Origin of the sequence: Clostridium zhoujianii (assembly GCF_051590805.1) — a bacterium.
GTDB lineage: Bacteria > Bacillota > Clostridia > Clostridiales > Clostridiaceae > Clostridium.
In genome coordinates, this window is record NZ_JBPUTF010000002.1 from 210,943 (window position 1) to 237,193 (window position 26,251).

The 26,251-nt window shown below is 30.7% G+C and carries 22 protein-coding genes; 6 read left to right on the forward strand and 16 right to left on the reverse strand.

Translation table 11 applies throughout. From position 1 onward, the window contains the following. Positions 1-64: 64 nt before the first annotated feature. Positions 65-1,132 carry a GerAB/ArcD/ProY family transporter gene (locus ACSYT2_RS14585; RefSeq protein ID WP_430856880.1) on the forward strand — a complete coding sequence of 356 codons (1,068 nt, stop codon included), beginning with the start codon at positions 65-67 and terminating at the stop codon, positions 1,130-1,132. A 185-nt stretch (positions 1,133-1,317) separates the two neighbouring features. Continuing rightward, positions 1,318-1,479, forward strand: coding sequence for a zinc-ribbon domain-containing protein (locus ACSYT2_RS14590; RefSeq protein ID WP_430856881.1), 162 nt, complete (start codon positions 1,318-1,320; stop codon positions 1,477-1,479). Between the two features lie 47 nt (positions 1,480-1,526). Here ACSYT2_RS14590 and ACSYT2_RS14595 read toward each other — a convergent pair whose 3' ends face one another. From ACSYT2_RS14595 to ACSYT2_RS14605, 3 genes are all read right to left on the reverse strand, one after another. Next, positions 1,527-2,087 carry an ECF transporter S component gene (locus ACSYT2_RS14595; protein WP_438385090.1) on the reverse strand — a complete coding sequence of 187 codons (561 nt, stop codon included), beginning with the start codon at positions 2,085-2,087 and terminating at the stop codon, positions 1,527-1,529. 266 nt (positions 2,088-2,353) lie between these two features. Further along, on the reverse strand, positions 2,354-3,286 hold the full coding sequence (locus ACSYT2_RS14600; RefSeq protein WP_430856883.1) for a DMT family transporter: 933 nt from the start codon (positions 3,284-3,286) through the stop codon (positions 2,354-2,356). Positions 3,287-3,297: 11 nt separating this feature from the next. Next, positions 3,298-5,148, reverse strand: coding sequence for a winged helix-turn-helix transcriptional regulator (locus ACSYT2_RS14605; protein WP_430856884.1), 1,851 nt, complete (start codon positions 5,146-5,148; stop codon positions 3,298-3,300). A 172-nt stretch (positions 5,149-5,320) separates the two neighbouring features. On the opposite strand from ACSYT2_RS14605, the gene trpS reads away from it, so the two are divergent. Beyond that, positions 5,321-6,328: a tryptophan--tRNA ligase gene (gene trpS, locus ACSYT2_RS14610; RefSeq protein WP_438385091.1), complete on the forward strand. Its 1,008-nt coding sequence runs from the start codon at positions 5,321-5,323 to the stop codon at positions 6,326-6,328. Between the two features lie 58 nt (positions 6,329-6,386). On the opposite strand, the gene galU is transcribed toward trpS, so the two are convergent. Continuing rightward, entirely contained in the window at positions 6,387-7,253 is an 867-nt protein-coding gene (galU, locus tag ACSYT2_RS14615; RefSeq protein ID WP_430856886.1) for a UTP--glucose-1-phosphate uridylyltransferase GalU, read from the reverse strand. A gap of 312 nt (positions 7,254-7,565) precedes the next feature. Here galU and brnQ point away from each other — a divergent pair, with 312 nt between their 5' ends. After that, positions 7,566-8,813 carry a branched-chain amino acid transport system II carrier protein gene (gene brnQ / locus ACSYT2_RS14620; protein WP_430856887.1) on the forward strand — a complete coding sequence of 416 codons (1,248 nt, stop codon included), beginning with the start codon at positions 7,566-7,568 and terminating at the stop codon, positions 8,811-8,813. Between the two features lie 39 nt (positions 8,814-8,852). Here the strand turns inward: brnQ and ACSYT2_RS14625 are convergent, their stop codons facing one another. The 6 genes from ACSYT2_RS14625 to galE all read right to left on the reverse strand — a co-directional run bounded on the left by ACSYT2_RS14625 (position 8,853) and on the right by galE (position 17,698). Continuing rightward, a complete protein-coding gene (locus tag ACSYT2_RS14625) occupies positions 8,853-11,723 on the reverse strand; it encodes an N-acetylmuramoyl-L-alanine amidase (RefSeq protein WP_438385092.1) in 2,871 nt (956 codons plus the stop codon). A 140-nt stretch (positions 11,724-11,863) separates the two neighbouring features. Beyond that, a complete protein-coding gene (locus ACSYT2_RS14630; RefSeq protein WP_430856889.1) occupies positions 11,864-12,754 on the reverse strand; it encodes a UDP-3-O-(3-hydroxymyristoyl)glucosamine N-acyltransferase in 891 nt (296 codons plus the stop codon). Between the two features lie 32 nt (positions 12,755-12,786). Next, positions 12,787-14,103, reverse strand: coding sequence for a nucleotide sugar dehydrogenase (locus ACSYT2_RS14635; RefSeq protein WP_430856890.1), 1,317 nt, complete (start codon positions 14,101-14,103; stop codon positions 12,787-12,789). An 11-nt stretch (positions 14,104-14,114) separates the two neighbouring features. Further along, the gene (locus ACSYT2_RS14640) at positions 14,115-15,302 is read right to left on the reverse strand and encodes a DegT/DnrJ/EryC1/StrS family aminotransferase (RefSeq protein WP_430856891.1); all 1,188 of its coding nucleotides are present in this window, start codon (positions 15,300-15,302) and stop codon (positions 14,115-14,117) included. 132 nt (positions 15,303-15,434) lie between these two features. Beyond that, entirely contained in the window at positions 15,435-16,622 is a 1,188-nt protein-coding gene (locus tag ACSYT2_RS14645; protein ID WP_438385093.1) for a DegT/DnrJ/EryC1/StrS family aminotransferase, read from the reverse strand. 65 nt (positions 16,623-16,687) lie between these two features. Next, a complete protein-coding gene (gene galE, locus ACSYT2_RS14650; RefSeq protein WP_438385094.1) occupies positions 16,688-17,698 on the reverse strand; it encodes a UDP-glucose 4-epimerase GalE in 1,011 nt (336 codons plus the stop codon). 171 nt (positions 17,699-17,869) lie between these two features. Here galE and ACSYT2_RS14655 point away from each other — a divergent pair, with 171 nt between their 5' ends. Continuing rightward, positions 17,870-18,829 carry an LCP family protein gene (locus tag ACSYT2_RS14655; protein ID WP_438385095.1) on the forward strand — a complete coding sequence of 320 codons (960 nt, stop codon included), beginning with the start codon at positions 17,870-17,872 and terminating at the stop codon, positions 18,827-18,829. Between the two features lie 86 nt (positions 18,830-18,915). Here the strand turns inward: ACSYT2_RS14655 and ACSYT2_RS14660 are convergent, their stop codons facing one another. The 6 genes from ACSYT2_RS14660 to ACSYT2_RS14685 all read right to left on the reverse strand — a co-directional run bounded on the left by ACSYT2_RS14660 (position 18,916) and on the right by ACSYT2_RS14685 (position 24,886). Continuing rightward, a complete protein-coding gene (locus ACSYT2_RS14660) occupies positions 18,916-20,022 on the reverse strand; it encodes a phosphotransferase enzyme family protein (protein ID WP_438385096.1) in 1,107 nt (368 codons plus the stop codon). 296 nt (positions 20,023-20,318) lie between these two features. After that, on the reverse strand, positions 20,319-21,371 hold the full coding sequence (rfbB, locus tag ACSYT2_RS14665) for a dTDP-glucose 4,6-dehydratase (protein WP_438385097.1): 1,053 nt from the start codon (positions 21,369-21,371) through the stop codon (positions 20,319-20,321). A gap of 13 nt (positions 21,372-21,384) precedes the next feature. Beyond that, entirely contained in the window at positions 21,385-22,260 is an 876-nt protein-coding gene (rfbD, locus tag ACSYT2_RS14670; protein WP_438385098.1) for a dTDP-4-dehydrorhamnose reductase, read from the reverse strand. 11 nt (positions 22,261-22,271) lie between these two features. Next, positions 22,272-22,841: a dTDP-4-dehydrorhamnose 3,5-epimerase gene (gene rfbC / locus ACSYT2_RS14675; protein ID WP_438385099.1), complete on the reverse strand. Its 570-nt coding sequence runs from the start codon at positions 22,839-22,841 to the stop codon at positions 22,272-22,274. Between the two features lie 12 nt (positions 22,842-22,853). Beyond that, positions 22,854-23,762 carry a glucose-1-phosphate thymidylyltransferase RfbA gene (gene rfbA / locus ACSYT2_RS14680; RefSeq protein ID WP_438385100.1) on the reverse strand — a complete coding sequence of 303 codons (909 nt, stop codon included), beginning with the start codon at positions 23,760-23,762 and terminating at the stop codon, positions 22,854-22,856. A 203-nt stretch (positions 23,763-23,965) separates the two neighbouring features. Beyond that, complete coding sequence (locus ACSYT2_RS14685) at positions 23,966-24,886, reverse strand: cohesin domain-containing protein (protein ID WP_438385101.1); 921 nt, start codon at positions 24,884-24,886, stop codon at positions 23,966-23,968. 227 nt (positions 24,887-25,113) lie between these two features. On the opposite strand from ACSYT2_RS14685, the gene ACSYT2_RS14690 reads away from it, so the two are divergent. Next, positions 25,114-26,251 (forward strand): cohesin domain-containing protein (locus ACSYT2_RS14690; protein ID WP_438385102.1); only part of this gene is annotated, 1,138 nt, incomplete at its 3' end.

The window sequence follows — 26,251 nt, forward strand, 5'->3', positions numbered from 1 at the left end:
CTAGGTTTAATATTCCTTTTTTTGTTCATACTAATGGTGAATTAATAAGGAGGCTGTTATATATATGAATAAGTTATCTTCGAAACATTATATGTTTTTTATATTAGGAACCTGCATGATAGCTCTTAGAAGCTATTCTTCAGTGTTTGTTCGATTAGGGGGAAGGGATACTTGGATAATTTCCTTTTTTGCATCTTTGATTTTATTACTATATGTATTATACCTATTCAAAATCTGTAAAAGTACTGATACCTACGATATGAATATAATAATCTCATCCGCTCTGCCAAAATGGTGCAGTATCCCATTTAAATTTATATTTTCCCTTGGTTTATTTTTAACTGCTGTTGAATCAGCCTCAGTTGAGGCTAGTTCCATTCATACTAACTATTTTTTATCTACACCAACATGGTATTGCTTATTATTTCTCATAATTCCAGCAACATATGTTCTATCCAAGAAATTTAATGCAATATTAATTTTAATTATTCTTACTGTTTGTATAACACTATTAGGAGATGTAGCTCTTATTTCGCTAGTAGCAAAGTACTTAGATTTTAGTCATTTATTACCTATACTTAATGGAGGTATGTCCTCTAATAAGTGGTCTTGCTTACTATTGCTGTTGGGTTCACTATCATCAGTAGCAATTGCTTTTCCTTACCTTAAGTTTTTAGATAAGAAAAAAGGTTTTATCACTGATAGCGTTTTAGCTTTAATAATATGCTGTATATTAATAGTTACTTCATTTATCTCAATAATTACCTTCTTTGGACCAGAAAGAGCTGGAAATATATTTTATCCAGAGTTTGTAGAATCTCAAAGAGTTCAAATTGCAAATTTCTTTGAATTTGGAGAAATATTTTATATATTTAGAAGTGTTTGTATGTGGTTTATTAAGTATATTTTATCTTCATATGGAATACTATTACTATATAAAGATAAAATAAAAAATAAAAAAGTTTTCATATTCTGTTATAGCATAATCATATTTATTTCCTCATGGTATATGACTCTAAATCAATATTACTTATTTTCTTTATTAAAGTTATTGCAATTATTCTTATTGGTACCTTTTATTCTTATTCCGCTAATAAGCTTTTCTTTGTATAAATTAAAGAAAGTAAAGTAATTGTATATAAAAACATCATTTTAAGTTTTTAGAATCAATTTATTGAATAACATGGAAAATATGCTATAATATTTATGAAAAGGTTTTAGGTAATTCTCGGAGATAATATTCCTTTCCTTAAAGTTCAGGCAAGGTTAGCGTTATCAAAGTCAATTTACCACATGAATTTTAAGGAGGTTTTTTCAATGGAAGATAAGAAGATAGTTTGTAAGGATTGTGGAAATGAATTTGTTTTCACAGTTGGAGAACAAGAATTCTACAAAGAAAAAGGATTTGAAAATGATCCTGTTAGATGTGCTGATTGCAGAAGAGCAAGAAAAGCTGAAAAAATGAATAATAGAAGATAGTATAATCTTCAGCTCTAGCATAAAAGCTAGAGCTTTTTTATTATATACTAATTAAATACCTTTTTCTTAGCCACCACAATAAGGGTACTTAATGGTATTGCAATAACTATTCCAGTAGTAACCTGAATTATGTTACCTATTATATCCTTAGCTGCATAAGCAAATCCTTGCAGCAACCCTATCTTTTCTGTTAAAAATCCTGCAATTACAGTACCAGCTAAGAAATATCCTAAAATCATAAATATTCCACTTATAATAAATGCAAGTATATACTCCTTTTTGAAATGATCAGTGCCTTCTAGACCATTAAATCTCTCTATCAGAGTACCAGCTATATACGCCATTGTTCCTTTAATTATAAATGTAAATGGTGCCCACATGTAGTACCCTCCCATAGCATCTACTAGTACCATTCCTACTGCACTTGCAACTGTTCCTTTTTTCTTACCAAGAACTATCACTGACAAAAAGACCATACAATCTCCTATGTGAACAAATCCGCCCACTGAAGGAACTTTAATAATACTTCCTGCTAGAAATACTAATGCTGTCATTAACGAGGTTAATACCAAATCTCTTGTTGATAAAACTCTTTCTTCATTTTCCATTCCTAGTGCCCCCCTTATTACTTATATACATGTTATTATATTATTCATCATCATCTATTTGCAAATGTATCGCTACAATTTTATATGCATATTGTTTTCCATTCTAATATTAGGATATAGTGATTTTTCAATTAGTGCCCTTCTATCTATTGCTACTGTGTTTTTTATTATCTCATTGCTTATTTATAAAAAGAATTATAAATAATAAAAGACTGATACAATATCAGCCTTTTATTATTTACTAAATTATCTAAATGCTAAGTTTATTAATCTTCTTTTGCAACTAAATATGAACCTATCATTACTATTGTTCCAAATACAATAGTCTTTAATGATAAAGATGTTCCTAAAAAAAGTGTATCTAATATAATTGCCCATACGAAGTAAGTAATATTTATTCCCATGGCTTTAGTTGCCCCAATTTTATATATAGCTCCATAATAGCATAAATACGATATTGTTCCAATCGCTGCTGTTATCGCTAATACCCCTATTACTGGACTTTTTATTCCTTCTAAAACTAATGGTACAGCCTTAAATATAGGTATTATTAAAAATCCATATACTACTGCTGATGTAAATTGCCTTACTTGTAATGAACACTCAGAATCAATTTCATCATCCTTCATTCCATAAGCACATACAACTGCTTCTGTTCCCCAACCAATTACACACATTGCTATGAATAAAAATCCTAATAGGCTCTCCATATTACTTCCTTTAGAATAGCCTAATGCTACTATACCGCTAATACTTATTGCCAATCCAGCCCAAGCTCTTTTTTTCACCTTCTCCTTTAAAACAATAGTTGCTAATATAGCTCCTACTGCTGGATAAAATGATGATATAGCTGCTGTATATGATGGTCCTAAATATTTTATAGATAATAAATATCCCGTCATTCCTACTGGACCACCAAGTAATGCACCCATTGCCACATAAAATGCACTCTTAGTTCTAATAGATTTAAATAGTGTACCTAACTTCTTCTTCGTTCCCAAATATATAAATACCCATATTGCAGAAAATGAATCATGTAAAAATGCACTTACTATAGGCGCTAATAATATAGCTTGTTCAGTTTCTATAAATGGTACCATAGAAAGAACTATTCCCATCATAACTGTATCGCCACCCCATGCTATGGCTGAAACAACTCCATTACCTACCCCCGAATTAAACTTTTTAAATAAATTCATATAAATTCCCCCTAAATTAACTTATCTAGCTTATCTAGATTTCTCTTTGCCCTATTGTACCTATCAATTCCATAATTACCAAAATCGTCACCCTCTGATTCCTTAATCAAGGTCCATACTGACCATAAAAAATCCTGACATATTTGATTCATTAATACTCTTATCTTATCTTCCCTTTTTACTTTGCCCCCAAAATAATATGTTAAGAATAGCTCTTCCTCTTCTTCTGAAAAATCAGATTCTAAAGAATGGGCTGCTAAATCCCACATTTCTTCATTCATGCCGCTATATTCCCAGTCTATTAAATATATCCTTCCCTCTCTATCCTTCACAAAATTCTCTGGCACTGTATCATTATGAGATGGAACTAGCTTTTCTCCATACTCTTTTATTAATTCCTGTATTCTCATTACTCTAGGCCTTATTATTGAATAATCATCATACATTGCCCCATTTAACTCTTTTAATATATTTTCATAAGATACTATTTCTTCAAAAACATTAAATCTATTTTCTAAATTTATTTTAGAATAGTGCAATTTCTTTAATATTCCTGCAACTAGCTTCATATTTTCTTCTTTCTTACTACTTCTTCCAGTTAAAGTTTCAGCTTCATCTATAAACTTAGAAATTTTTATTCCTGATTCTTCATTAAAATAAAGAACATCTACATTTATTCCCTCATCAGCTCCCAGCTTTGAATTAATCATTTCATATTTCCTTGAAATCATTTTTTCCGTTCCTAAGCCTGGTAACCTTAATATATAGTAATCCCCACGTATACATACCTTATAGTTCTTATTAGTCATACCACCTGCAACTATAACCTCCGTTATATCTTCATATGGTATATCTAAACATTCATGCACTATATTTCTTATATTCTCACAAGACTTTTCTTTTTCTCTTCTTTTTATTTTAGAGTATATATAATTAGAAACCTTTTTGTACTGTTCTTCAGTATCTACTTCACTCCAAGCTAAATCATCGAGTTTTAAACAAGGTACCTTATAATCTCTTGCTACATCTAATATCATATATTCATAATTAAGGTAAGGATTTATATTTCCCTCAAACTCTTTCAACATCATTTTATAAAGCTTGTACGATATTTTAGCAATACCTATCATTTCTCCATCAATTCTATTAAATTGATGAATATCTTTAGCTAATTTAAATAAATAACCATCTTTTAATTGAACAAATCCCTCATCCCCAGACCCACTTTCATTTGTTATTAATAACACATCTCTTCTTTGGTCTTCTAACAACTTTATTATTGCAGTACTCTCGAATACTAAGTCTCCTTCAATTAATAGAAAATCTTCCTCTACATGATTACTTGCTAACGCTAGTGATGTCATATTTCCGGTCCAATTATAGCGTTCATTATTAACAAGTACAACGTTGCTTTCATTCTTTAGTAAATCTGCTAAAAATCCGTAATTATAACCAGCTACTACAATTATTTTTTTTATTCCATTTTCCTTTAATATTCTTATGTTCTTTTCTATTATAGTTTCATCTTCTAGTTTTAACCCTGCTACCGGTATATCAAAGTCTTTTTTTCTTCCTGCAGCTAATATAACAGCTTGCTTTACTGGAAATATTTCCTCTTGATTTATTGTCACCATTGTTTCTTTTAAATCTTTAAGGTCACTTTGTAGTGATTTAAAACCTTTATCTGTTAATAAATACTTAGTTTCTCCATTATTCGTTATCATATCTATCTCTTCATTATGTATACATTCTTTAATTATTGCATTTATTTTCCCTAAAGAAACTCCTACTTTTTCTGCGATAGTTCTTTGGCTCATACCACCATCTTCTGCAATATACTTTAATAACTTAAATTTCTCCATAATACCCTCCTATATACCCCGTTCATTTTTTGAACACTAACTTTATTTTACATCATATTTCATTTACTAGCAATTATAAATTCTTATTTTTTTCAATTTATGTTGTTATTGACATAAAAATTTGGTAATTCTATAATATTAGATATATCGCTCATTGAAAGGAGTAATTTATTTGGAAACTAATACAGAAAATAAAAAAGTAATATTCAGTGGTATTCAACCCTCCGGTGATCTTACTCTAGGAAATTATTTAGGAGCTCTAAAAAATTGGGTTAAGCTACAAGATGAATACGATTGTTACTTCTGCGTTGTTGACTTACATGCAATAACAGTACGTCAAACTCCTGCAGATTTAAGACGTAGAACCTTAGAATTATTATCAATATATATAGCTTCAGGTATATCCCCTGAGAAAAATACACTATTCATACAGTCACATGTTTCTGCACATGCTGAATGCTCTTGGCTTTTAACTTGTAACACCTATATGGGTGAACTAAGTAGAATGACTCAATATAAAGATAAGTCATCCAAGCTTGGAAACTCAATAGGAGTTGGACTATTTAATTATCCATCATTAATGGCTGCAGATATTCTTTTATACAATACGGATTTAGTTCCTGTAGGAAAAGATCAAACTCAGCATTTAGAATTAACTAGAGATATTGCAACTAGATTTAATAGTACTTATAGTCCAACATTTAAGATTCCTGAAGGATATATCCCTAAGGCAGGTGCAAAAATCATGGATTTACAAGAGCCTACAAAGAAAATGTCCAAATCATCGGATAATCCAAATTCATATATACTTATAATGGATCCACCTGATGTTATTAGAAAAAAAGTTAGTAGAGCTGTTACTGATAGCATAGGTATAATAAATTATTCGGATGATCAACCTGGTATAAAAAATCTATTGAATATTCTTTCTGCGATAAATGGAACTAGCACTGATGAGTTAGTTAGCTATTATTCAGATAAAGGGTATTCAGATTTAAAAATTGATGCAGCTGAAGCAATAATATCAGAACTAAAACCTATTCAAGATAAAGTAATGGAACTTATAAAAAATAAGACTTACTTAGAATCTATATATAAGGAAGGTGCTCAAAAAGCCTCTTATATTGCTAATAAAACATTGAGAAAAATGCAAAAGAAAATCGGATTTATTCCAAAATAAATCTTGAACTAAAAAAAGACAGCTAATGATAATAATTAGCTGTCTTTTTCTATATAATTTATTCCCATGGTCTTTCATTTAAATATGAAATGAAATCATCCCTTAATTCATCTTTCTTTAATGCAAATTCAATAGTAGCTTGTAAAAATCCTAATTTATCTCCAACATCATATCTTTTTCCTTCAAAGTTATAACAATACATAGCCTCTTGACTTATTAAAGTCTTTAATGCATCTGTCAATTGAATTTCTCCACCTTTTCCTGGTGCAGTATTTTCTAATATTTCAAATATCTTTGGAGTTATTATATATCTACCAAGTATAGCTACATTGCTTGGTGATTCATCTATTGCTGGCTTTTCTACAAGATCCTTAACCTTATACACTCTGTCTTCAATATGAATTCCATCAACAATACCATATTTATTAACTTGACTTTCATCTACAGTTTGAACACCTAAAATACTTGTATTATATTCTGAATAACAATCGATTAATTGTTTTAAGCATGGAACCTCACTATCAACTACATCGTCTCCCAATAAGACTGCAAATGGTTCATCACCAACAAATGTCTTGGCGCAATGTATTGCATGGCCTAATCCCTTTGGTTCTTTTTGTCTTATATAATGTATATCTACCATATCAGAAATATCTCTAACTATCTCTAGTAATTCTGACTTACCTGACTTCTCTAGCTCCATCTCTAGTTCTACTGACTTATCAAAGTGATCTTCTATGCACTTCTTATTTCTCCCAGTTATAATAAGTATCTCTTCTATACCTGAAGCAATAGCTTCTTCTATAATATATTGTATAGTAGGCTTATCTACTATTGGTAACATTTCCTTAGGTTGTGCCTTTGTTGCAGGTAAGAATCTTGTTCCTAATCCTGCTGCTGGTATTATGGCCTTTTTAACTTTCATTTTTCGTCTCCCCTTCTAAAATAACGTTTGACAATAATTATATCTTAACATAAATTATTACAATTGTTAACACATATTTATATTGTATTATTACCTACTACTTTTATTATTATTTTTTTATAAAATCATAATATATTCTTATTTTTTTACAACTTCTATTGTCTTATCATGTTTTTATTTGTTGATAAACTATGCATATGATGTTAATATTGTTGATGAACTTATTTTTTTTTATGTTCATTAATTCAATTTTTATTATTTTTGATAGATTTTGTTGACAAATAGAAATTTAACTAAAGAGAGGTAACTAACGTGAAAAAAAGTACGAAAGATTTTTTAGTAATTGGTTTTGCACTGTTTGCAATGTTCTTCGGAGCTGGTAATTTAATATTTCCACCTTACTTAGGACACGCAGTAGGAGACCAATATATAGTCGCAATGATAGGATTTATTATAACTGGAGTTGGTCTACCACTTCTAGCTATATTAGCTTGTTCTAAAGGGGATGGTACGTTTGAAACAATGGCATCTAAGATAGGTCCTAAATTTTCTATTATTTTAGCTACAGTACTATTTATAGCTATAGGTCCAATGGTTGGAATTCCACGTACTGCTGCAACTACATATGAAATTGCATTAAACCCATTGTTCCCTAATTTATCTCCATTTATATCTATGGTAATATATTTTGCAATAAACTTGTTCTTCGTATTAAAAAGATCTACAGTAATTGATACTATCGGTAAATACCTTACCCCTACTTTAATAGTAATATTAACATTCATAATAATTAAAGGTGCTATTTTCCCAATTGGAGAAATTATCTCTAGTGGATCAACTTCTGTATTTTCTAACTCATTAATAGAGGGATATCAAACTATGGATGCTCTAGCCTCATTACTATTTGCAACTATTATAACTGCTAGTATATCTGCTAAAGGATATTCAAAGGAAGAAATAGTTCCAATGACTCTTAAAGCTAGTTTTGTTGCAGTAATAGGTTTAGCATTTGTTTATGGAGGACTAACTATATTAGGAGCTCAAACCACAACTTTAACTTCTCCTGATATTGGTAAAACTTCCTTACTTCTAATAATATCCAAAGAAATACTTGGTAATATTGGTACCACCATAATTGGTATTGCTATGAGTTTAGCTTGTTTAACTACATCTATAGGTTTGTTAACAGCTGGTTCGGAATTTTTTGAAAAAGTCTCTAAGGGTAGATTATCCTATAAATTCAATGCTTTATTAATATCATTAATAAGCATAATAATCGGATCTTTAGGTGTTGACAATATAATTGTAATCTCTGGTCCAATACTTAATATTCTTTACCCAGTTGCAATTACCTTAATTATCACTACATTATTAGATAAGTTTTTAACTAATGTAAAAGCAGTTAGATTAGGTATATACACTTCATTATTCTTAGGAATATTAGGTGAGATACCTGCAATAAACCTTAGCTTTATCCCCCTTTCAAATCTTGGTTTTGCTTGGGTTTTACCAACAGTAATTTCAATCTTCATTGGATACCTAATTTTTAATAAAGAATAATTAAAAGGCCTAATGGTTTTAATCCATTAGGCCTTTTGACTATTTTTTAAAGAATTTATTTAATTGATTTGCTATATTCTGTGCCATGTTTTGTTGATGTGAAGAATTTGTTATCTTTACAATATCATCTGGACTAGTTATAAATCCACATTCAATCAACACAGATGGCATATTAGTATTTTTTGTAACATAGAAGTTTCTTGATTGAACACCCCTATTATAGAATCCTACACTACTTGATGTAGTTTGTATAAATTCCTCTGCAAATTTCTTAGATACTAATGCAACATTTTGAGGACTACTATCATGTGTATTTCCAACACTATCTTCATATAATCCTACACTTTCAATACCTGGTCTATATGTATCATAGAACACACTCATTCCATTTGCTGAAGGCTTATTGAAAGAATCATGATGTATACTTACAAAGAAGTCTGCTTTTACTAAATTAGCTAAATCAACACGCTTCCCTAAACTTTCAGTAGCAGATAAGTATTCTATTTCTCCCGGCTTTCTGGTCATAATAACCCTATATCCATTACTTTGAAGTATAGCTTGCAGCCTAATTGCTATCTGCATGTTTAACTCTCTTTCAGAGTACTGAATACCATTATGTGTTGCATATGCTCCATCATCACCACCATAGTTATGACCTGGATCTATAACTATTATATATGGATTTTTACCGGTCCCATCTTTATACTCTCCATCAGGAGTATAATACTTATTATTTACCCATTCAGATGATGCCATATGACCATCTGAGAAGAAATAATAGGTTTTACCACCTATAATCTTTTCTCCAGTTACCATACTTCCATCTTCATTTAGATAATAAAATTTAGTATCATCGTATAACCATCCCCTACATTTAATACCATCTTGATTATAATAATACCATTTATTATTTTCTTTTACCCAACTCTCCTTTAAAAGCTTTCCACTACTAGCAAACATATATGGCTTTCCATCAATGGTATATCTCCCCGTTACCATAGCACCATAGCTCTTGAAGTAATATCTATCTCCATCTATATCTTGCCATCCAGTAACCATCTCACCAGTATTATTTAAATAATACCATGTGCTTCCTAACTTCAACCAACCTTTTGCAATTGCTCCGTTAGTATTACTATAATACCATTTTCCATTAATATTATACCAGTCAGCTGTTCTAACATATCCAGAAGAACTAAAATCATAAGTTTTACCATCTATTTTTTGTGTTCCTGTTACCATTGCACCAGATGATTGAAAATAATATATAGAACTATCTATTATCTGCCATCCTGTTACCATAACAGAATCCTTGCCCATATAGTACCAGATTCCACTTACCTTATTCCAACCTTGTACCTTCTTTCCTGCGCTATCAAGATAATACCATTTACCATTTTCTTTAATCCAGCCACTTTTTCCAATTTCCCCTACAAGTGCACCGCTTGAACTAAATTCATACTTTAATCCATCTATGGTGTTAATTCCTGTTACCATAGCACCATAACTCTTAAAATAATATCTAGCTCCATCTATATCTTGCCATCCAGTAACCATCTCACCATTATTATTTAAATAGTACCATGTATTTCCTAACCTTAGCCAACCTTTTGCAATTGCCCCATCAGTTTTTCCATAATACCATTTTCCATTTATATCATACCAATCAGCTGTACGTACATATCCAGAACTACTAAATTCATATGTCTTATCCCCTATTTTTTGCGTTCCCGTTACCATTGCTCCATAAGATTTAAAGTAGTAAATAGATTCACCAATAACTTGCCAACCAGTCTGCATTATTCCATCTTTATTAAGATAATACCAAGTTGAACCTAGCTGTAACCAACCTTTAGCCATTTCCCCTTTGTTATTATAGTAATACCAGTTATTATTACTTTCTACCCAACCAATCTTGCCTACTTCTCCAATAAGCTTACCATTACTATCGAAGCTATAGTTTTTTCCATCTATTGTGCAATCACCTTTAGACATATGTCCAAATTTATTAAAGTAATATCTAGAGCCATTTATATCCTGCCAACCTGTTTTCATTACTCCGCTAGCATCAAGATAATAAGTTGTATTTCCAGTAGTTAACCAACCTGTTTTCATTACTCCATTCTCATCTAAATAATACCACTTATCTCCTTCTTGAAACCATCCCTTAGTAAGCTTTCCATTTGCATTTAGATAGTACCATTTACCTGCTTCATTATTCCAACCAGTCTTTTTAACTCCTGCTGAAATCATCAAAGTATTATGCATCTCTACAATATCAAAGCCATAGGTTCCACCTGCCCACTTTCCTGTAAGCTGAGTTGCCATTTTTGCTGTACCGTAAAGATTAGAAAAATGTCTTACATCATATGTATAACTTGTTCCTGAAGAATCTCCTTTGAATTTTTGTTCTATTACTCCTTTAGGAAATCCTGATGCCCCTGCATATAAGGCAAGATGATCTAGTTGAGCTTGTACACCATGTTCCCAATTATCAAATCTTTTATGAGCATTAGGATCATAATCTCCCCCTCCACCACTATTCTTCATTCCACAAGTATTATAATATGTAGCATCTAGTACTCCACCAAATCTACCATATGCTGTTTCTTTTGCTGATTGAACATATGCTATCGCTGGATTTATACCACCATGTTTCGGCGCATATTTCCAAAATAGTTCAGCTAAATCTATAAATTGCTGAGTTGCATTTCTTGATCTAGCCCATGCTTTGGCTTGTTCAACATTTACTGCAGATGAGGATATTATATCAATATCTACAATAGAATTATTGGACCTAGTCTCTGCTGATATAGTACTTTTTGCTTCATATGCTTGTACAATATTTACTGGAATATAATTAAGAAATAAAGTAGCTCCTAGTACTAGCGCAATTAATCTTTTTTTCACTATTATATCCTCCTTTCCCTTATATTTTTCAAAGTCCACCTTATTATAACATAGTATTTTTACATGGTAAATCTAGGTTAATACAGGATTTTAAAAATAAAAAAACATATATTTAAATAAATATATGTTTTTTATAAAATTTATCTTATACTTTTTATGAAATTTATGAATTTTGAATGCTCAATTGCAAAATTACCAGTAACACTAGCTCCATCTTCTACATTTCTAGTTACTACAGATCCAATATTCATTTTAACATTATCACCTATAAATAATCCATTGGATATAGTAGTGCTAATACCAACCCAGCACTTTTCTCCAATAACAGTTCTGCCTCCAACAAGAGAATTTGCAGCTAACATTGTTTCTCTTCCAATTTTACATGCATGACCTAAATGTACCAAGTTATCTATTTTACAATAATCCCCTACTTTTGTATTATCCCATGGATATACAGCTTTATCTATGCATGAATTGTATTGTATTTCTACATCTTTACCTATTACAACTCCACCTGCATGTTTTACTGTAAATATAGTATCATCCTCTCTCTTACATTCATATCCTTCGCCACCAATTATAACTCCAGCTCTTAAAATTGAATTATCACCAATGACAACATTATCTCTTATAACCACAAACTCTTCAATAACTACATTGTTCCCAATAACAACATTATTATCACTTATAGAAGCAAGTTTACTTATCTTACAATTATCACCTATAATTGTCTTTTTTGGCACACCAGTATAGTTAATATCACCACATAGCTCATTATGCAACTTAAAGAAAGATACTCTAGGTTCATCACAAATTAAAATACCTAGCTCTCCATTAAACTTATCAGCTAATTCTCTAGTCGTTATCACACAGGAGATATCTTTACTTATAGCTTCAACATACTTTTCACTATCAATAAAGCTAAGTGTTTTACAGCCACTTTTGGAAATACTTAATCCTAGTGTTTCAAATGATCCTTCTCTATATACCTCTGAATTCTCAATTTTTGAAGATATTTCGCTTATTTTCATTTTATTCTCCTTAAACAACCATAAAACTATTTTTATAGTTTGTGTATTTTTTCTCTATTGTTAACTACATCTTTAGTAGCATTTCTTGTATCATATACAACCTTTGCTCTACTTACTATTTCTTCATAGTCATAGCAATTATGAGCTGTTGTTATAACAACTATATCTGATTCATCTATAACTTCTTTCCAGTCAACTGAATAGTACATCTTCCCATTATATTTAGCTTCTGGACAGAATGGATCATTAACAGTTAAATCTGCTCCATTCTTTTCTAATTGCTCTATAACCTTAAATGCTGGTGATTCTCTATAATCATCTATATCATTTTTATAAGCTAATCCCAATAATAAAACTTTAGCTCCATTTAAAGCCTTCTTTTGTTCGTTCAATATCTTCATTACATTATCTAATACAAATTCAGGCATTGAATCATTTATCTCTCCTGATGTCTCTATTAATCTTGTATGATAGTCATATTCCTTTGCCTTCCATTCTAAGTAGAAAGGATCAAGTGGTATACAGTGTCCACCAAGTCCTGGACCTGGATAAAACGGCATAAATCCATATGGTTTAGTCTTAGCAGCATCTATAACTTCCCATACATCAATTCCCATTCTCTTACATAGTATAGCCATTTCATTAGCAAGACCTATATTAATATTTCTAAATGTATTTTCTAATATCTTTTCCATCTCTGCAACTGCTGGTGATGAAACTGTGTGTATCTCACCCTCTAATATATTTCTATATAAAGCTGCAGCTATTTCCGTACATTCCTTAGTACATCCACCAACTACCTTTGGTGTATTCTTTGTATTAAAGTCTTTATTTCCTGGATCTACCCTCTCTGGAGAGAATGCTAAGAAGAAGTCTTCCCCGCACTTTAGACCTGTTTCCTCTAATATTGGCTTTAATATTTCTTCAGTTGTTCCTGGATAAGTTGTACTCTCTAGGACTATAAGCATTCCTTTATGTAAGTACTTAGCAACACTTTTAGTTGAATCTACCACATAAGATAAATCTGGTTGCTTATAAAGGTCTAGTGGTGTTGGAACACAAATACAAATTGTATCTACATCTGCTACAACACTAAAATCTGTAGTTGCTTTTAACATTCCTGTTTTAACTAATTCAGCTAATTCTGTATCTACAACGTCTCCGATGTAATTCTTACCTTCATTAACCATTTCAACTTTACTATCTTGAATATCAAATCCAATTGTTTTATATCCTGCATTTGCTTTTTCAACTGATAAAGGTAATCCAACGTACCCAAGGCCTACTACCCCAACCTTAGCAGTCTTGTTATTGATTTTATCTATAAGTTGTCTTTTTAAATCTGACATATCTATACCTCCTAAAATTCTTCCTTAATACTATCTATAATGTAACCTATTTGCTCTTCTGTTAACTCAGGATATACTGGAATTGCAAATGTCCTATGAGATAAATACTCAGATACTGGCATATCTCCTTCTTTATAACCTAAATCCTTATATACTTTTTGTAAGTGTAATGGTACTGGATAATAAACTCCTGTAGCTACACCTTTATCTTTTAACTTAGTTAATATTTCTTCTCTATTTTCTGACTGCAATATATACATATGATATACCGATTCATTTGTTTCATCTATAAATGGTGTAACTAAATCAGTATCTGCTAATTCTTTATCATAAATCTTAGCTACTTCTCTTCTTTTAGCATTCCAATTATCAATATGCTTTATCTTTTCTAATAATATAGCTGCTTGCATTGCGTCTAATCTTGAGTTATGACCTATTAAGTAATTATAATACTTAAGTGGGTTATAAACAGTATCATCTGCACCTTCTGCCTTTGCTATATCTTCTTCTATATTATTCAATAAATTATAAGCCTTTTGACCATTTTCCCCACTTCCGTGAGTTCTTAGTGCTCTTGCTATAGTTGCTACATTTTCATCAGATGTAACTATTATTCCACCATCTCCTGCACAGCCTAAATTCTTGGTTGGGAAGAATGAGAAACAAGCAACATCACCTAAACTTCCTATTTTTCTTCCTTTATACTTTCCACCTACTGCTTGGCATGCATCCTCTATAACCTTTAGATTATGCTTCTTAGCAATTTCATTTATTTCATCCATATCCGCGCTTTGCCCAAATATATGTACTGGCATTATGGCCTTAGTCTTATCTGTAATCTTTTCTTCTATTTTTGTTGTATCTATATTAAATGTATCTTTTCTTACGTCTACAAATACTGGTATTGCTCCTACTGCTGAAATACTTTCTGCTGTTGCAAAGAATGTGAATGGTGTTGTTATAACTTCATCCCCTTCTTTAATTCCTAGAGCCTTCAATGCAATAACTAGGGCATCTGTTCCATTTCCTACTGAAATAGCATATTTCGATCCTGTATACTCTGCAAATCTACTCTCTAACTCTGTAACATTTTTACCCATTATATATCCTGCTGAAGACAAAACATCTAATGTTGCTTTATTTAATTCTTCACTAATTGAATTATACTGAGCCTTTAAATCTATTAATGGAATATTCATTTATTATCGCTCCCTTTTGTATTACAAAAATAACATTTACATTTTATCACAATTGCATAAATAAAGAAACTTTTTTATTATCTTTAATATAAAGCAAGGAGTATTAGATATGCCTAAATACTCCTTATCCAATTATACTATATAGTTTTTAACTGTTTTAACAACTTCCTTAGCTATATACTCTGCATCTTCTAATTTTAGAGTGCTATATACAGGTAGTGAAATCTCATTTGCATATTGAGCATAAGCATTTGGATAATCCTCAATTTTATATCCTAAATTCTTGTATAAAGTTAGCATCGGCAATGGTTTATAGTGCACATTCGTTGCAATTCCCTTTTCAGCCAAGTCTTCTATAACTTTATTTCGCTTAGACTCATCGAATCCCTTAATTCTTAATAAATATAAATGATATGATGTTTCTGTTCCATTCTCATCTTTTGCAAATGGAATTATTGCAAAATCCTCTTTTTCTAAGATATTAGTATATGTTTCAAAAATATCTCTTCTTCTTTTCAACATTTCCTCATATCTAGTAAGTTGAACAAGTCCAATGGCTGCATTAATATCAGTCATATTACACTTAAAGCCATCAGTAACTATGTCATATTCCCATGAACCAGCCTTCATTTTGCTTAATGCGTCCTTTGACTGACCATGTAGCGCTGTAAACTTACAGTCTTGATAAATATTCTCTTTACCCCAGAAGTTATTATTATTAAATACTAATGCTCCACCTTCTGATGTAGTTAAATTCTTTACTGCATGGAATGAAAAAGAATGAAAATCTGCTTGAGTACCTACCATTTCACCTTTATATTTAGCCCCAAAAGAGTGAGCTGAATCAGAAAGAATCATTATATCCTCCCTATTCTTATCCTTTAATACTTTTTTTATAGAATCATAATCACATGGAACTCCTGCAATATCAACTGGCATTATAACCTTAGTTTTTTCAGTAATTGCATCTGCTAGTTTTTCATAATCCATAAAAAATGAATCCTTAGCTACATCAACGTATACTGGCTTAATTCCTCTATGAATAGCAACACTTGAAGTTGCAGTATATGTATATGGAGTTGAAATTATTCCATCTCCCTCTTTAATATCTAATACTTTCAAAATTAATTCCATAGCAGCAGTCGCACTATTTACTGCCACTGCCTTATTACATCTACAATATTCTGCTATCTTTTCTTCAAACTCAGCAAGCTTTGGCCCTGATGTAATCCATCCAGACCTTAAAACTTTACAAACCTCATCTATTTCTCTTTCAGTTATATCTGGAGGAGAGAATGGTATACTCTTATTTTTTTTCATTTCATTACATCCTTTCATTAAAAGCATTATATTTCGATTTAATATAATACTAATTTACTATATTATTAACTATTCTTATTTGAATGATTAATCTGCCAATTCCATGAGTCTCTACACATATCATATATATCTTTCTCTGCATACCATCCTAGTTCTTTATTTGCTTTTGATGGATCTGCGTAACATACCGCAACATCTCCTGCTCGTCTACCAACAATTTTGTACGGTATTTTTCTTTTAGATACCTTCGAAAACGCTTCTATTAATTCTATAACACTGTATCCTTTTGCACTTCCAAGATTATATACCACTATTCCCGGCTTCTTTTCAAGTATATCCAATGCTTTAATATGCCCTTTAGCTAAATCTACGACATGAATATAATCCCTAACCCCTGTCCCATCAACAGTGTCATAATCATTTCCAAACACACTTACTTCCTTTAATTCACCACCTGCTACCTTTGTAATATATGGCATAAGATTATTTGGAATCCCTTTTGGATTTTCCCCAATTAATCCACTTTCATGAGCACCTACGGGATTAAAGTATCTAAGTATAGCTATATTCCATGAAGTATCTGACTTATACAAATCGCTTAAAATTTCCTCTATCATTAACTTAGTTCTTCCATACGGATTAGTTGCTGACAACGGAAATTCTTCTAATATTGGCATAACCTCCGAACTTCCATATACTGTTGCCGATGAGCTAAACACAAAATTCCTAACATTATATTTTTTCATAAGTTCTAATACTATTAGTGTACTTATTAAATTATTGCTATAATACTCTAGTGGTTTTTGTACTGATTCTCCAACAGCTTTCAATGCTGCAAAATGGATAACAGCTTCAATATTATTCTTTTCAAAAACTTTTTCTATTTTTTCTCTTTCTAACAAATCTATTTTATAAAACTTAACTTTTTTACCTGCTATCTCTTCGATCTTAGTTTTAACTATCTCATCACTATTACAAAGATTATCAATAATAATAACCTCTTTTCCTGCATTTAATAATTCTATAGACGTATGACTTCCTATATACCCCATCCCACCTGTTACTAAAACTGCCATCTTGTTATCTCCTTTTCAATTAAAACTATAAAACCTCTATAACTCTATTATATAACAAATATTTCGATTAACAACTAAAAATCTTTTCAGTAATTTATCAAAGGTAACACTATATATTTACTTCTCAAATGTATAGTGTTAATATTTTGATAATGAAAGGTAGTGATACATATGAAAGAAAGAAAAAAAATGGCATTGTGGAAGAAAGTATTATTACTAATAACATCCATACTTTTAATCCTAGGGGTAGGATCCTATGCTTATATTAGTTCTGTATTAGGAAAGATGAATAACGTGGAAATAAATAAGGATAATCTAGATATAAATACAGAAATAGAAAATACTAATAATGTAAAAAACATTGCACTTTTTGGTATTGATGCTTCAGATGGTGAAGCTGGTCGTTCTGACTCCATCATGATCCTTACTATTGATAAAACTCATAATAAACTTAAAGTAACTTCAATAATAAGAGATTCATATGTAGTAATTCCAGATAGAGAAGGTAAAGACAAAATTAATCATGCCTATGCCTTTGGTGGTCCAGAACTTGCAATAAGAACTTTAAATAAAAATTTCAATCTTAATATAGAAGATTTTGTTTCAGTTAATTTTTCATCCCTTCCAAAGTTAATAGATGCTGTTGGGGGAATTGAATTAAACATTACAAATGATGAACTTAAATATATAAACTCTTATATAGATGGAGTTAATAAAACAAATTCTACTAATTCATCACATATAACTACTGCTGGAAAACAAAAAGTGGATGGTACACAAGCACTTGCATATTCAAGAATAAGATATACAGAAGGTGGGGATTTTGAGAGAAGCCATAGACATAGAACTGTTTTAACTGCTTTGTTCAATAAGTTTAAATCTTTATCTGTTGCTTCCTATCCATCCATATTAAATGATTTACTTCCTCTAGTGGATACTAATTTAAGTACATCTGAAATCTTATCACTAGCAATGGATGTAAGTTCATTATCATCTAATGATTTAATACAAGCAAGGTTCCCTAAAGATAATGTTGGAAAAGGTGAAATGATAGGTGGAGTTTACTACTATGTATTTGATATAGATAAAACTGCTACTGAAATTAGTAATTATATTTTTGAAGATAAATAATTTACTTAAACAGATTATAGACTTATAAAAGATACTACTAAAAAGGGTAATTCAAAATAAACAATTATTTTGAATTACCCTTTAATTTAGCTATATTTTTTTACTATGTCCTTCATTTCTTCCATTCTATCTTCCATATCACTAACTAGTTTTAGTTGATTTCTTGCTCTATCTAGATTGTGATTTGATCTATGTATTTGGAAGTACTTATCTCCATTTATATGATCCATTAAAAATCTCATTGAAAGTTCAAGAGTTATAAGTTTTGCTGAAAATGGCAGATACTCTATCTCTGTATCTGTTAATGATTTACCACAAGATTCTAGGAATCCTTTAGTAAATAGTTCAAATAAATTAATATCAAAGTTCACCTTTGATAAATCTGCCTCATCCTCTAAAGCTGTTGTTGCCCCTGATCTAATTGAATCTCCATAATCATACAATGATAGCCCTGGCATAACTGTATCTAAATCAATTACACATATAGCCTCACCAGTTTTATTATCAATCATTATATTATTAAACTTAGTATCATTATGAGTAACTCTTAAAGGAAGTTTTCCTTCATTTAATAAGTCTACTAATTTACTAGTTTCTTCTGCTCTTGATCTTATAAAATTTATTTCAGCTTGTACGTCTTTAACTCTGTTAAATGGATCATTTTTCACTGCCTCCATAAATGCTTCATATCTCTTATAGGTATTATGAAAATCCGGAATAGTTTCAAATACTGTATCTGCCGGAAAATCAGAAAGTTGTTCTTGGAACTTTCCTAAAGCCTTACCACATTTATAGAAATCATTAGGGTTCTCAACCTTCATATATGTTTTTGCACCCTCAATAAAATGATATGCTCTAAAACAATCTCCATTTTCAGTTTTATAATATAATTTATCATCCCTAGTTTTAATTAAAGATAAGCCTTCTCTTGTTACGTCTCCACCTTCTGCTTTTACCTTTTCTGATATATGTCTTGTAACCTTATCTATATTACTCATTAGTTCATCTACTTTTGGAAATACCTCTGTATTTATTCTTTGTAGTATATATTTTATATTACTCCCATCTTCTTTTACAAAATCTAATATATGAGTGTCATTTATATGACCACATATATGTAGCTCTGAGTTAACTAGCTCCCCACAAAACTTAAACTTATCAGCTAATTCCTTACAGCTATAGGTCCCCTTCATAAGTTAACATCCTTTCTTAATATGCTTTTAAAGTTAATTTATTGTTAAATGTTTACATAAATATATTGTACTTATTATATCTATTTTAATCAAGTACTTTTTCCTTAGCCTTATAATTATAAGTGAAAATATCTTTATTGTAAAATAGTAGTACATACTATTTTACTTACTTACTATTATAATAGAAATTAAACGCTGTCAGAATAAAGTTCAGATAGCTTTCAGCTCACATTACCCGTAACTTTACAATTTAAAATATATTATAGTTCATGGATATTACATATATTATATTACTATTAACTATACATCTTCTCATAGTATTTTTTATAATTCCCAGATGTTACATTCTTCATCCACCCTTTATTATCTAGATACCATTTTATAGTCTTTATTATACCTACTTCAAATGTAGTTTCCGGATACCATCCTAATTCATCTTTTATCTTAGTAGGATCTATTCCATATCTTCTATCATGGCCTTTTCTATCCTCAACATATTTCTTTAATCTTTCAGTTATTTCTTTATCCACATTTTCATTTAAGTAATTTATAACTGTATCAACAATCTGTATATTTGTTCTTTCATTATGCCCACCTACGTTATAAACTTCACCCAATCTTCCACTATTTATAACCATATCTATAGCTTTACAATGATCCTCTACATATAGCCAATCTCTTATATTCATTCCATCACCATAGATTGGTAGCTCTTTATGCTGTAAACAATTATTTATTAATAATGGTATTAACTTTTCTGGAAATTGGAATGGCCCATAGTTATTTGAACACCTCGTTATATTTACAGGCATCTTGAAAGTATCTGCATAAGCCTTAACCATTAAATCTGCTCCTGCTTTACTCGATGAATATGGACTATGTGGATCTAAAGGAGTAGTCTCCATAAAGAAATCTGTTTCCCCTAATGATCCATATACTTCATCAGTAGAAACTTGAAGGTACTTAACTCCTTCTCTCCATCCATCTTCCTCACTATACCAAGCATCCTTAGAACAATTTAATAAATTTACTGTCCCCATAACGTTTGTCTTAGCAAAAACTTCTGGTTCTCTTATACTTCTATCAACATGAGATTCTGCTGCGAAATTTACTACATAATCAAAATTATACTCTTTAAATAATTTAGTAACTAATTCTTTATCACCAATATCACCTTGTACAAAAACATGATTAGGATTATTTTCTAAACTCTTAAGATTTTCAAGATTTCCAGCATAAGTTAATACATCTAAATTTACTATCTTAATATCTTTATATTTATCTAGCATATACAATACAAAATTTGAGCCTATAAATCCAGCTCCTCCAGTAACTAAGTAACTCTTCATATTAATTCCTCACTTACTTTTTTATTTTTGCCATAAAACATTTAATTGCTGTTTCCCAGTCTCTCATTTCATCCCCAACTGTGCATCTAAGCATCATATTATCTAAAGATGAATATTTTGGTCTCTTAGCTGGTCTTGGGAACTCTTCAGTAGTACATGGATTTACAACACACTCTTCGCCTGAAAGCTCAATTATTTTTTTAGCAAAATCATACCATGAACATTCTCCATTACCTGTACAATGATATAGTCCATATTCTTCTGTATTAATAATCTTTAATATATGATGTGCTAAGTCATTTGCATTAGTAGGATTCCCTTTTTGATCATTAACTACTTTAATACTTGTATTATTCTTAGCTAACTTCATCATAGTATATACAAAATTGTTTCCATTATATCCATAAAGCCATGCTGTTCTTACAATATAATACTTTGAGCAAAATTCTTTCACATAATTTTCACCCATAAGCTTTGTTGTACCATATACACTATTAGGTATAGTCTCTTCGAATTCCTTATTGGGACTACTTCCTACTCCTGAAAACACATAATCTGTTGATACATGAAGTAGCTTTGCATTTACCTCCTCACAAGCTATTGCTAAATTCCTAGCCCCTAGAGTATTTACTTTAAAAGCTGCATCCACATCTTCTTCACAAGCATCTACATTAGTAAAGGCCGCACAATTAATTACAACATTCGGCTTTATATCTCTAAAGTATTCTTTTACTTTAATAATATTTGTTATGTCTAGTTCATCAACATCAACAAACATTGCCTCACAATTATCCAACTGTACTATTCCTATTTCTGACTTTCCACTTTCTATTATTGTTCTAATCTCATTCGCTAATTGTCCTTTACCACCTGTAACTAAAATCTTCATATTAATCCACCTTACTTATCATATTCAAAAGGAATATCTAAATCTTTAAGCTTCTTTTGTTTTTTATCCTTTTCTGATAAAAGAATATTTTCTATTCCTTCTAAAGGCCATTTTATCCCTATTTCCTCATCGTTCCATAGTAATCCACCATCATGTTCAGGGTCATAAAAATCTGTACACTTATAGTTAAATACAGCTTCATCCGATAAAACTAAAAATCCATGGGCAAATCCTTCTGGTATATAAAACTGCCTTTTATTATCTTCACTAAGCAAAACGCCTTCCCACATTCCAAAAGTAGGTGATCCTTTTCTCAAGTCAACAGCCACATCAAAAACTTCACCCTTAGTAGCTCTAACTAGTTTTCCTTGAGTATGTTTAGTTTGAAAATGAAGCCCCCTTAAAACACCTTTTGTTGATTTAGATTCATTATCTTGAACAAATTTCATTGTAAGGCCTGCTTTTTCAAAATCCTCTTTATTATATGTTTCCATGAAATATCCTCTATTATCACCAAAAACTGTTGGTTCTATAATATAAACATCCTTTAATTTTGTCTCTATAAACTTAAAATTACCCATGCCTTCCTCCTACTAAATAGTGACTGCGGCTTCTTCTTTTCTCTTTTTAACTTCTAGTTCTTCGATAACATCTACTAAATATTTGCCATATCCAGTCTTCATTAATGGTTTTGCTAATTCCATTACTTTACTAGCATCTATCCAGCCTTGTCTATATGCTATTTCCTCTAAACATGCAATAAATGTTCCTTGAGTATTTTGCACTGCTTCAACAAAGTTTGAAGCTTGTAACATAGATGCATGAGTTCCGGTATCTAGCCATGCCATTCCTCTACCTAATAACTTTACTTTTAGTTTACCTTCCTCCATATATATTCTATTTAAATCTGTTATCTCTAGTTCACCTCTATCAGAAGACTTTAATGCTTTTGCTTTTGCTACTACTGAATTATCATAGAAATATAATCCTGGAATCGCATACTTTGATTTTGGATACTCCGGTTTCTCTTCTAATGAAATAACCTTACCCTCACTATCGAATTCAACTACACCAAAAGCCCTTGGATTTTGAACATAGTATCCAAAGACATAAGCTCCCTCTTGTAGTTCTGATGCAGCTTTTAAATGACTTGAGAAACTTTGCCCATAGAATATATTATCTCCTAATATCATAGCCACATTATCATTTCCAATAAACTTTTCTCCTATAATAAATGCTTCTGCCAAGCCATTAGGTCGTTCTTGCACCGCGTAATCAATTCGAATTCCTAAATCTTCACCATTCCCAAATAACTCACTAAAATTAATAATATCTCTTGCTGTTGATATTATTAATATTTCTCTTATTCCTGCCAACATCAATACTGACATAGGATAATAAATCATTGGCTTATCATATATCGGCACCATTTGCTTTGACATTGCCTTTGTAACAGGATATAAACGTGTCCCAGAGCCACCTGCTAAAATTATGCCCCTCATATTATTCACTCCTTACATATTCAACAAATTCACTCAAATTTACTATAATATTGTAACATAACTTCTCACATTATTTATTCATAATTAGACATTTTTATAAACATGTTAGATATAAAAGATACCCTAAATAATATGATTTAAAACCTATTACTTAGGGTATCTTTTAAATAATAATTACTTTCTACTTTATATTTATTTTACCATTATTCATTATCATTACTAGAATTATCTTCTTGCTTTTCATTAGCATTATCTATATCAGTTTCAGCTAGTGAATTTTTCTTTTTTCTATAGAGTACAGTACCTGTTGCTATCACAGCTGCAACTATTAATAATCCTATATAAATACCTACACTACTTTTATCTTCAGTCTTTTTTGCATCTTCAGCTGACTTTGTATCTTTAGCTGATTCCCTATTTTCATCTCCACTAGTTGTAGTTTGTGCTTGTCCATCTTCTGGCTTCTTATTTTCCTCAGTTCCTCCTCCATTTGTCAAAATATCATCGTTACTTTTTATTTCTTCATCAATAACTACTCTATCATCTGTTCCATCATTCTTTATCTCTTCATAAATATTATCAATCTTTACATCCTCACCATTTACTTCTTCTCCAACTCCAGTCTGTGAATATTTTATATATTCCATATCCCCATTATCTTTACGTTGTACTAGCTGTACTTTAAAATTATCTGCTGATACCTTTATTTCACCATCTTTTAAAACTTTACCTTTAATAGTTACAAAATTATCTGAACCATCATATCCTATACTCGGATTTAAGAATGAAAATCCATATCTAGCTTTAGTTCCATCTATTCCATTACTCTGTAATTGAAACTTATTTCTACCAACTAACTCTTTATTAGGTTTAATACTTTCTAATTGCAATAAATCTTTATCATAATTAAAATCAACAATTGCCGTAAATAGTTTAGTCATATTATTTACATCTACTAAAATTTCAATACTTTCTTCTGCTTTGAGCTTTATACTCTCACCAATAGCTGGTACCTTACCATTTACAGATATCTTAACTTCTGCCTCCGCTGCCTTTACAGATATTCCAAAAGATAACGTAACCATAATAATTAATGACATTATAAATGTTCCTATTTTTTTCATATTCTTCCCCACCTTATAATTTAATATATTAATTTTATCATATACACATATCATTATCACCTCTTTCTTTGGAAAATTATGTATTATTTTCCTAAGAATATTACCTTTGAAATTTTTCTGTTATTTATTAACATTTTTTATAAATTATTTCATTTATCAATTTACTTTCATTTGGAAAAAGTATACAATAATATTGTGTAAAAATAAAATATTTAGGGGGGATTGAGTTGAATATTACGCTCAACAAAAAAATCAATAAAATTTTTGCTACTGTTTGTGCAGTAACAATGCTAGGTCAATTGTCAATTTCAAGTATTCCTGTTTCTGCAGCTACTGCTGCTAAACCAAAGGTTGCCTACAACGCTCCAAGTTCTGCAAAAGTAGGTGATATAATAGACATCGGTGTAAATGTTTCCGGTGGTTCTAACCTATATGGTGGTGCCGTTGACTTCTCTTATGATCCAAGTCTAATTAAAATTAAGAGTGTAGACATAGGTACTCTTTTTGATGGCAAGGATGCCACAGTTCAAACATCAACACCAGGAAAGGAAAGTATTGGAATATCATTAACAGGTACTACTCCAGGAGTTAGTAAAAATGGTACTCTTGCTGTTATTAAAGCAGAAGTACTTAAAGAAGGAACTCTTAATTTTAAGACATCAAATGATTATACCCAATTAGGTAAGAATGGAATTACTACAGTTGTTAAATTAGCTGATGTTGCAAATTCTGATCCATATGCTGGAAAGGTTGCTTATGATTTTACTGATGCTAGTACAACATTACTTCCTAAGAATGATATTGTTGATCCAGTTATCGTAAACTCTATAACTGCAAATAGACCTTCACCTGCAGCACCTGGTTCTTCCATTACTTTTACTGCAAATGCTACTGGTGGATCTTCGATTCTTTATAAATTTCTAGTAAAGGATGCTACAGGTTGGAAGACAGTTAAGGATTACTCTACTTCTAACTCTTTCACTTGGAATCCTACTACTACTGGAAACTATGTTATAAGTGTTTACGCTAAGGATATTAACTCTAAAAATGAGGTTGATAGCTTTAAAACTATGGACTATTCTATAGTTAATAGTACCTCTGTTGTTGTGAACTCTATAACTGCAAATAGACCTTCACCTGCAGCACCTGGTTCTTCTATTACTTTTACTGCAAATGCTACTGGTGGATCTTCGATTCTTTATAAATTCCTAGTAAAGGATGCTACAGGTTGGAAGACAGTTAAGGATTACTCTACTTCTAACTCTTTCACTTGGAATCCTACTACTACTGGAAACTATGTTATAAGTGTTTACGCTAAGGATGTTAACTCTAAAAATGAGGTTGATAGCTTTAAAACTATGGATT

Coding starts and splice junctions, on each gene's coding strand:
- ACSYT2_RS14585 (WP_430856880.1), top strand. CDS start 65: ATGAATAAGTTATCTTCGAAACATTATATGTTTTTTATATTAGGAACC.
- ACSYT2_RS14590 (WP_430856881.1), top strand. CDS start 1,318: ATGGAAGATAAGAAGATAGTTTGTAAGGATTGTGGAAATGAATTTGTT.
- ACSYT2_RS14595 (WP_438385090.1), bottom strand. CDS start 2,087: ATGGAAAATGAAGAAAGAGTTTTATCAACAAGAGATTTGGTATTAACC.
- ACSYT2_RS14600 (WP_430856883.1), bottom strand. CDS start 3,286: ATGAATTTATTTAAAAAGTTTAATTCGGGGGTAGGTAATGGAGTTGTT.
- ACSYT2_RS14605 (WP_430856884.1), bottom strand. CDS start 5,148: ATGGAGAAATTTAAGTTATTAAAGTATATTGCAGAAGATGGTGGTATG.
- galU (WP_430856886.1), bottom strand. CDS start 7,253: ATGAAAGTTAAAAAGGCCATAATACCAGCAGCAGGATTAGGAACAAGA.
- ACSYT2_RS14630 (WP_430856889.1), bottom strand. CDS start 12,754: ATGAAAATAAGCGAAATATCTTCAAAAATTGAGAATTCAGAGGTATAT.
- ACSYT2_RS14635 (WP_430856890.1), bottom strand. CDS start 14,103: ATGTCAGATTTAAAAAGACAACTTATAGATAAAATCAATAACAAGACT.
- ACSYT2_RS14640 (WP_430856891.1), bottom strand. CDS start 15,302: ATGAATATTCCATTAATAGATTTAAAGGCTCAGTATAATTCAATTAGT.
- ACSYT2_RS14645 (WP_438385093.1), bottom strand. CDS start 16,622: ATGAAAAAAAATAAGAGTATACCATTCTCTCCTCCAGATATAACTGAA.
- galE (WP_438385094.1), bottom strand. CDS start 17,698: ATGGCAGTTTTAGTAACAGGTGGGATGGGGTATATAGGAAGTCATACG.
- ACSYT2_RS14655 (WP_438385095.1), top strand. CDS start 17,870: ATGAAAGAAAGAAAAAAAATGGCATTGTGGAAGAAAGTATTATTACTA.
- ACSYT2_RS14660 (WP_438385096.1), bottom strand. CDS start 20,022: ATGAAGGGGACCTATAGCTGTAAGGAATTAGCTGATAAGTTTAAGTTT.
- rfbB (WP_438385097.1), bottom strand. CDS start 21,371: ATGAAGAGTTACTTAGTTACTGGAGGAGCTGGATTTATAGGCTCAAAT.
- rfbD (WP_438385098.1), bottom strand. CDS start 22,260: ATGAAGATTTTAGTTACAGGTGGTAAAGGACAATTAGCGAATGAGATT.
- rfbC (WP_438385099.1), bottom strand. CDS start 22,841: ATGGGTAATTTTAAGTTTATAGAGACAAAATTAAAGGATGTTTATATT.
- rfbA (WP_438385100.1), bottom strand. CDS start 23,762: ATGAGGGGCATAATTTTAGCAGGTGGCTCTGGGACACGTTTATATCCT.
- ACSYT2_RS14685 (WP_438385101.1), bottom strand. CDS start 24,886: ATGAAAAAAATAGGAACATTTATAATGTCATTAATTATTATGGTTACG.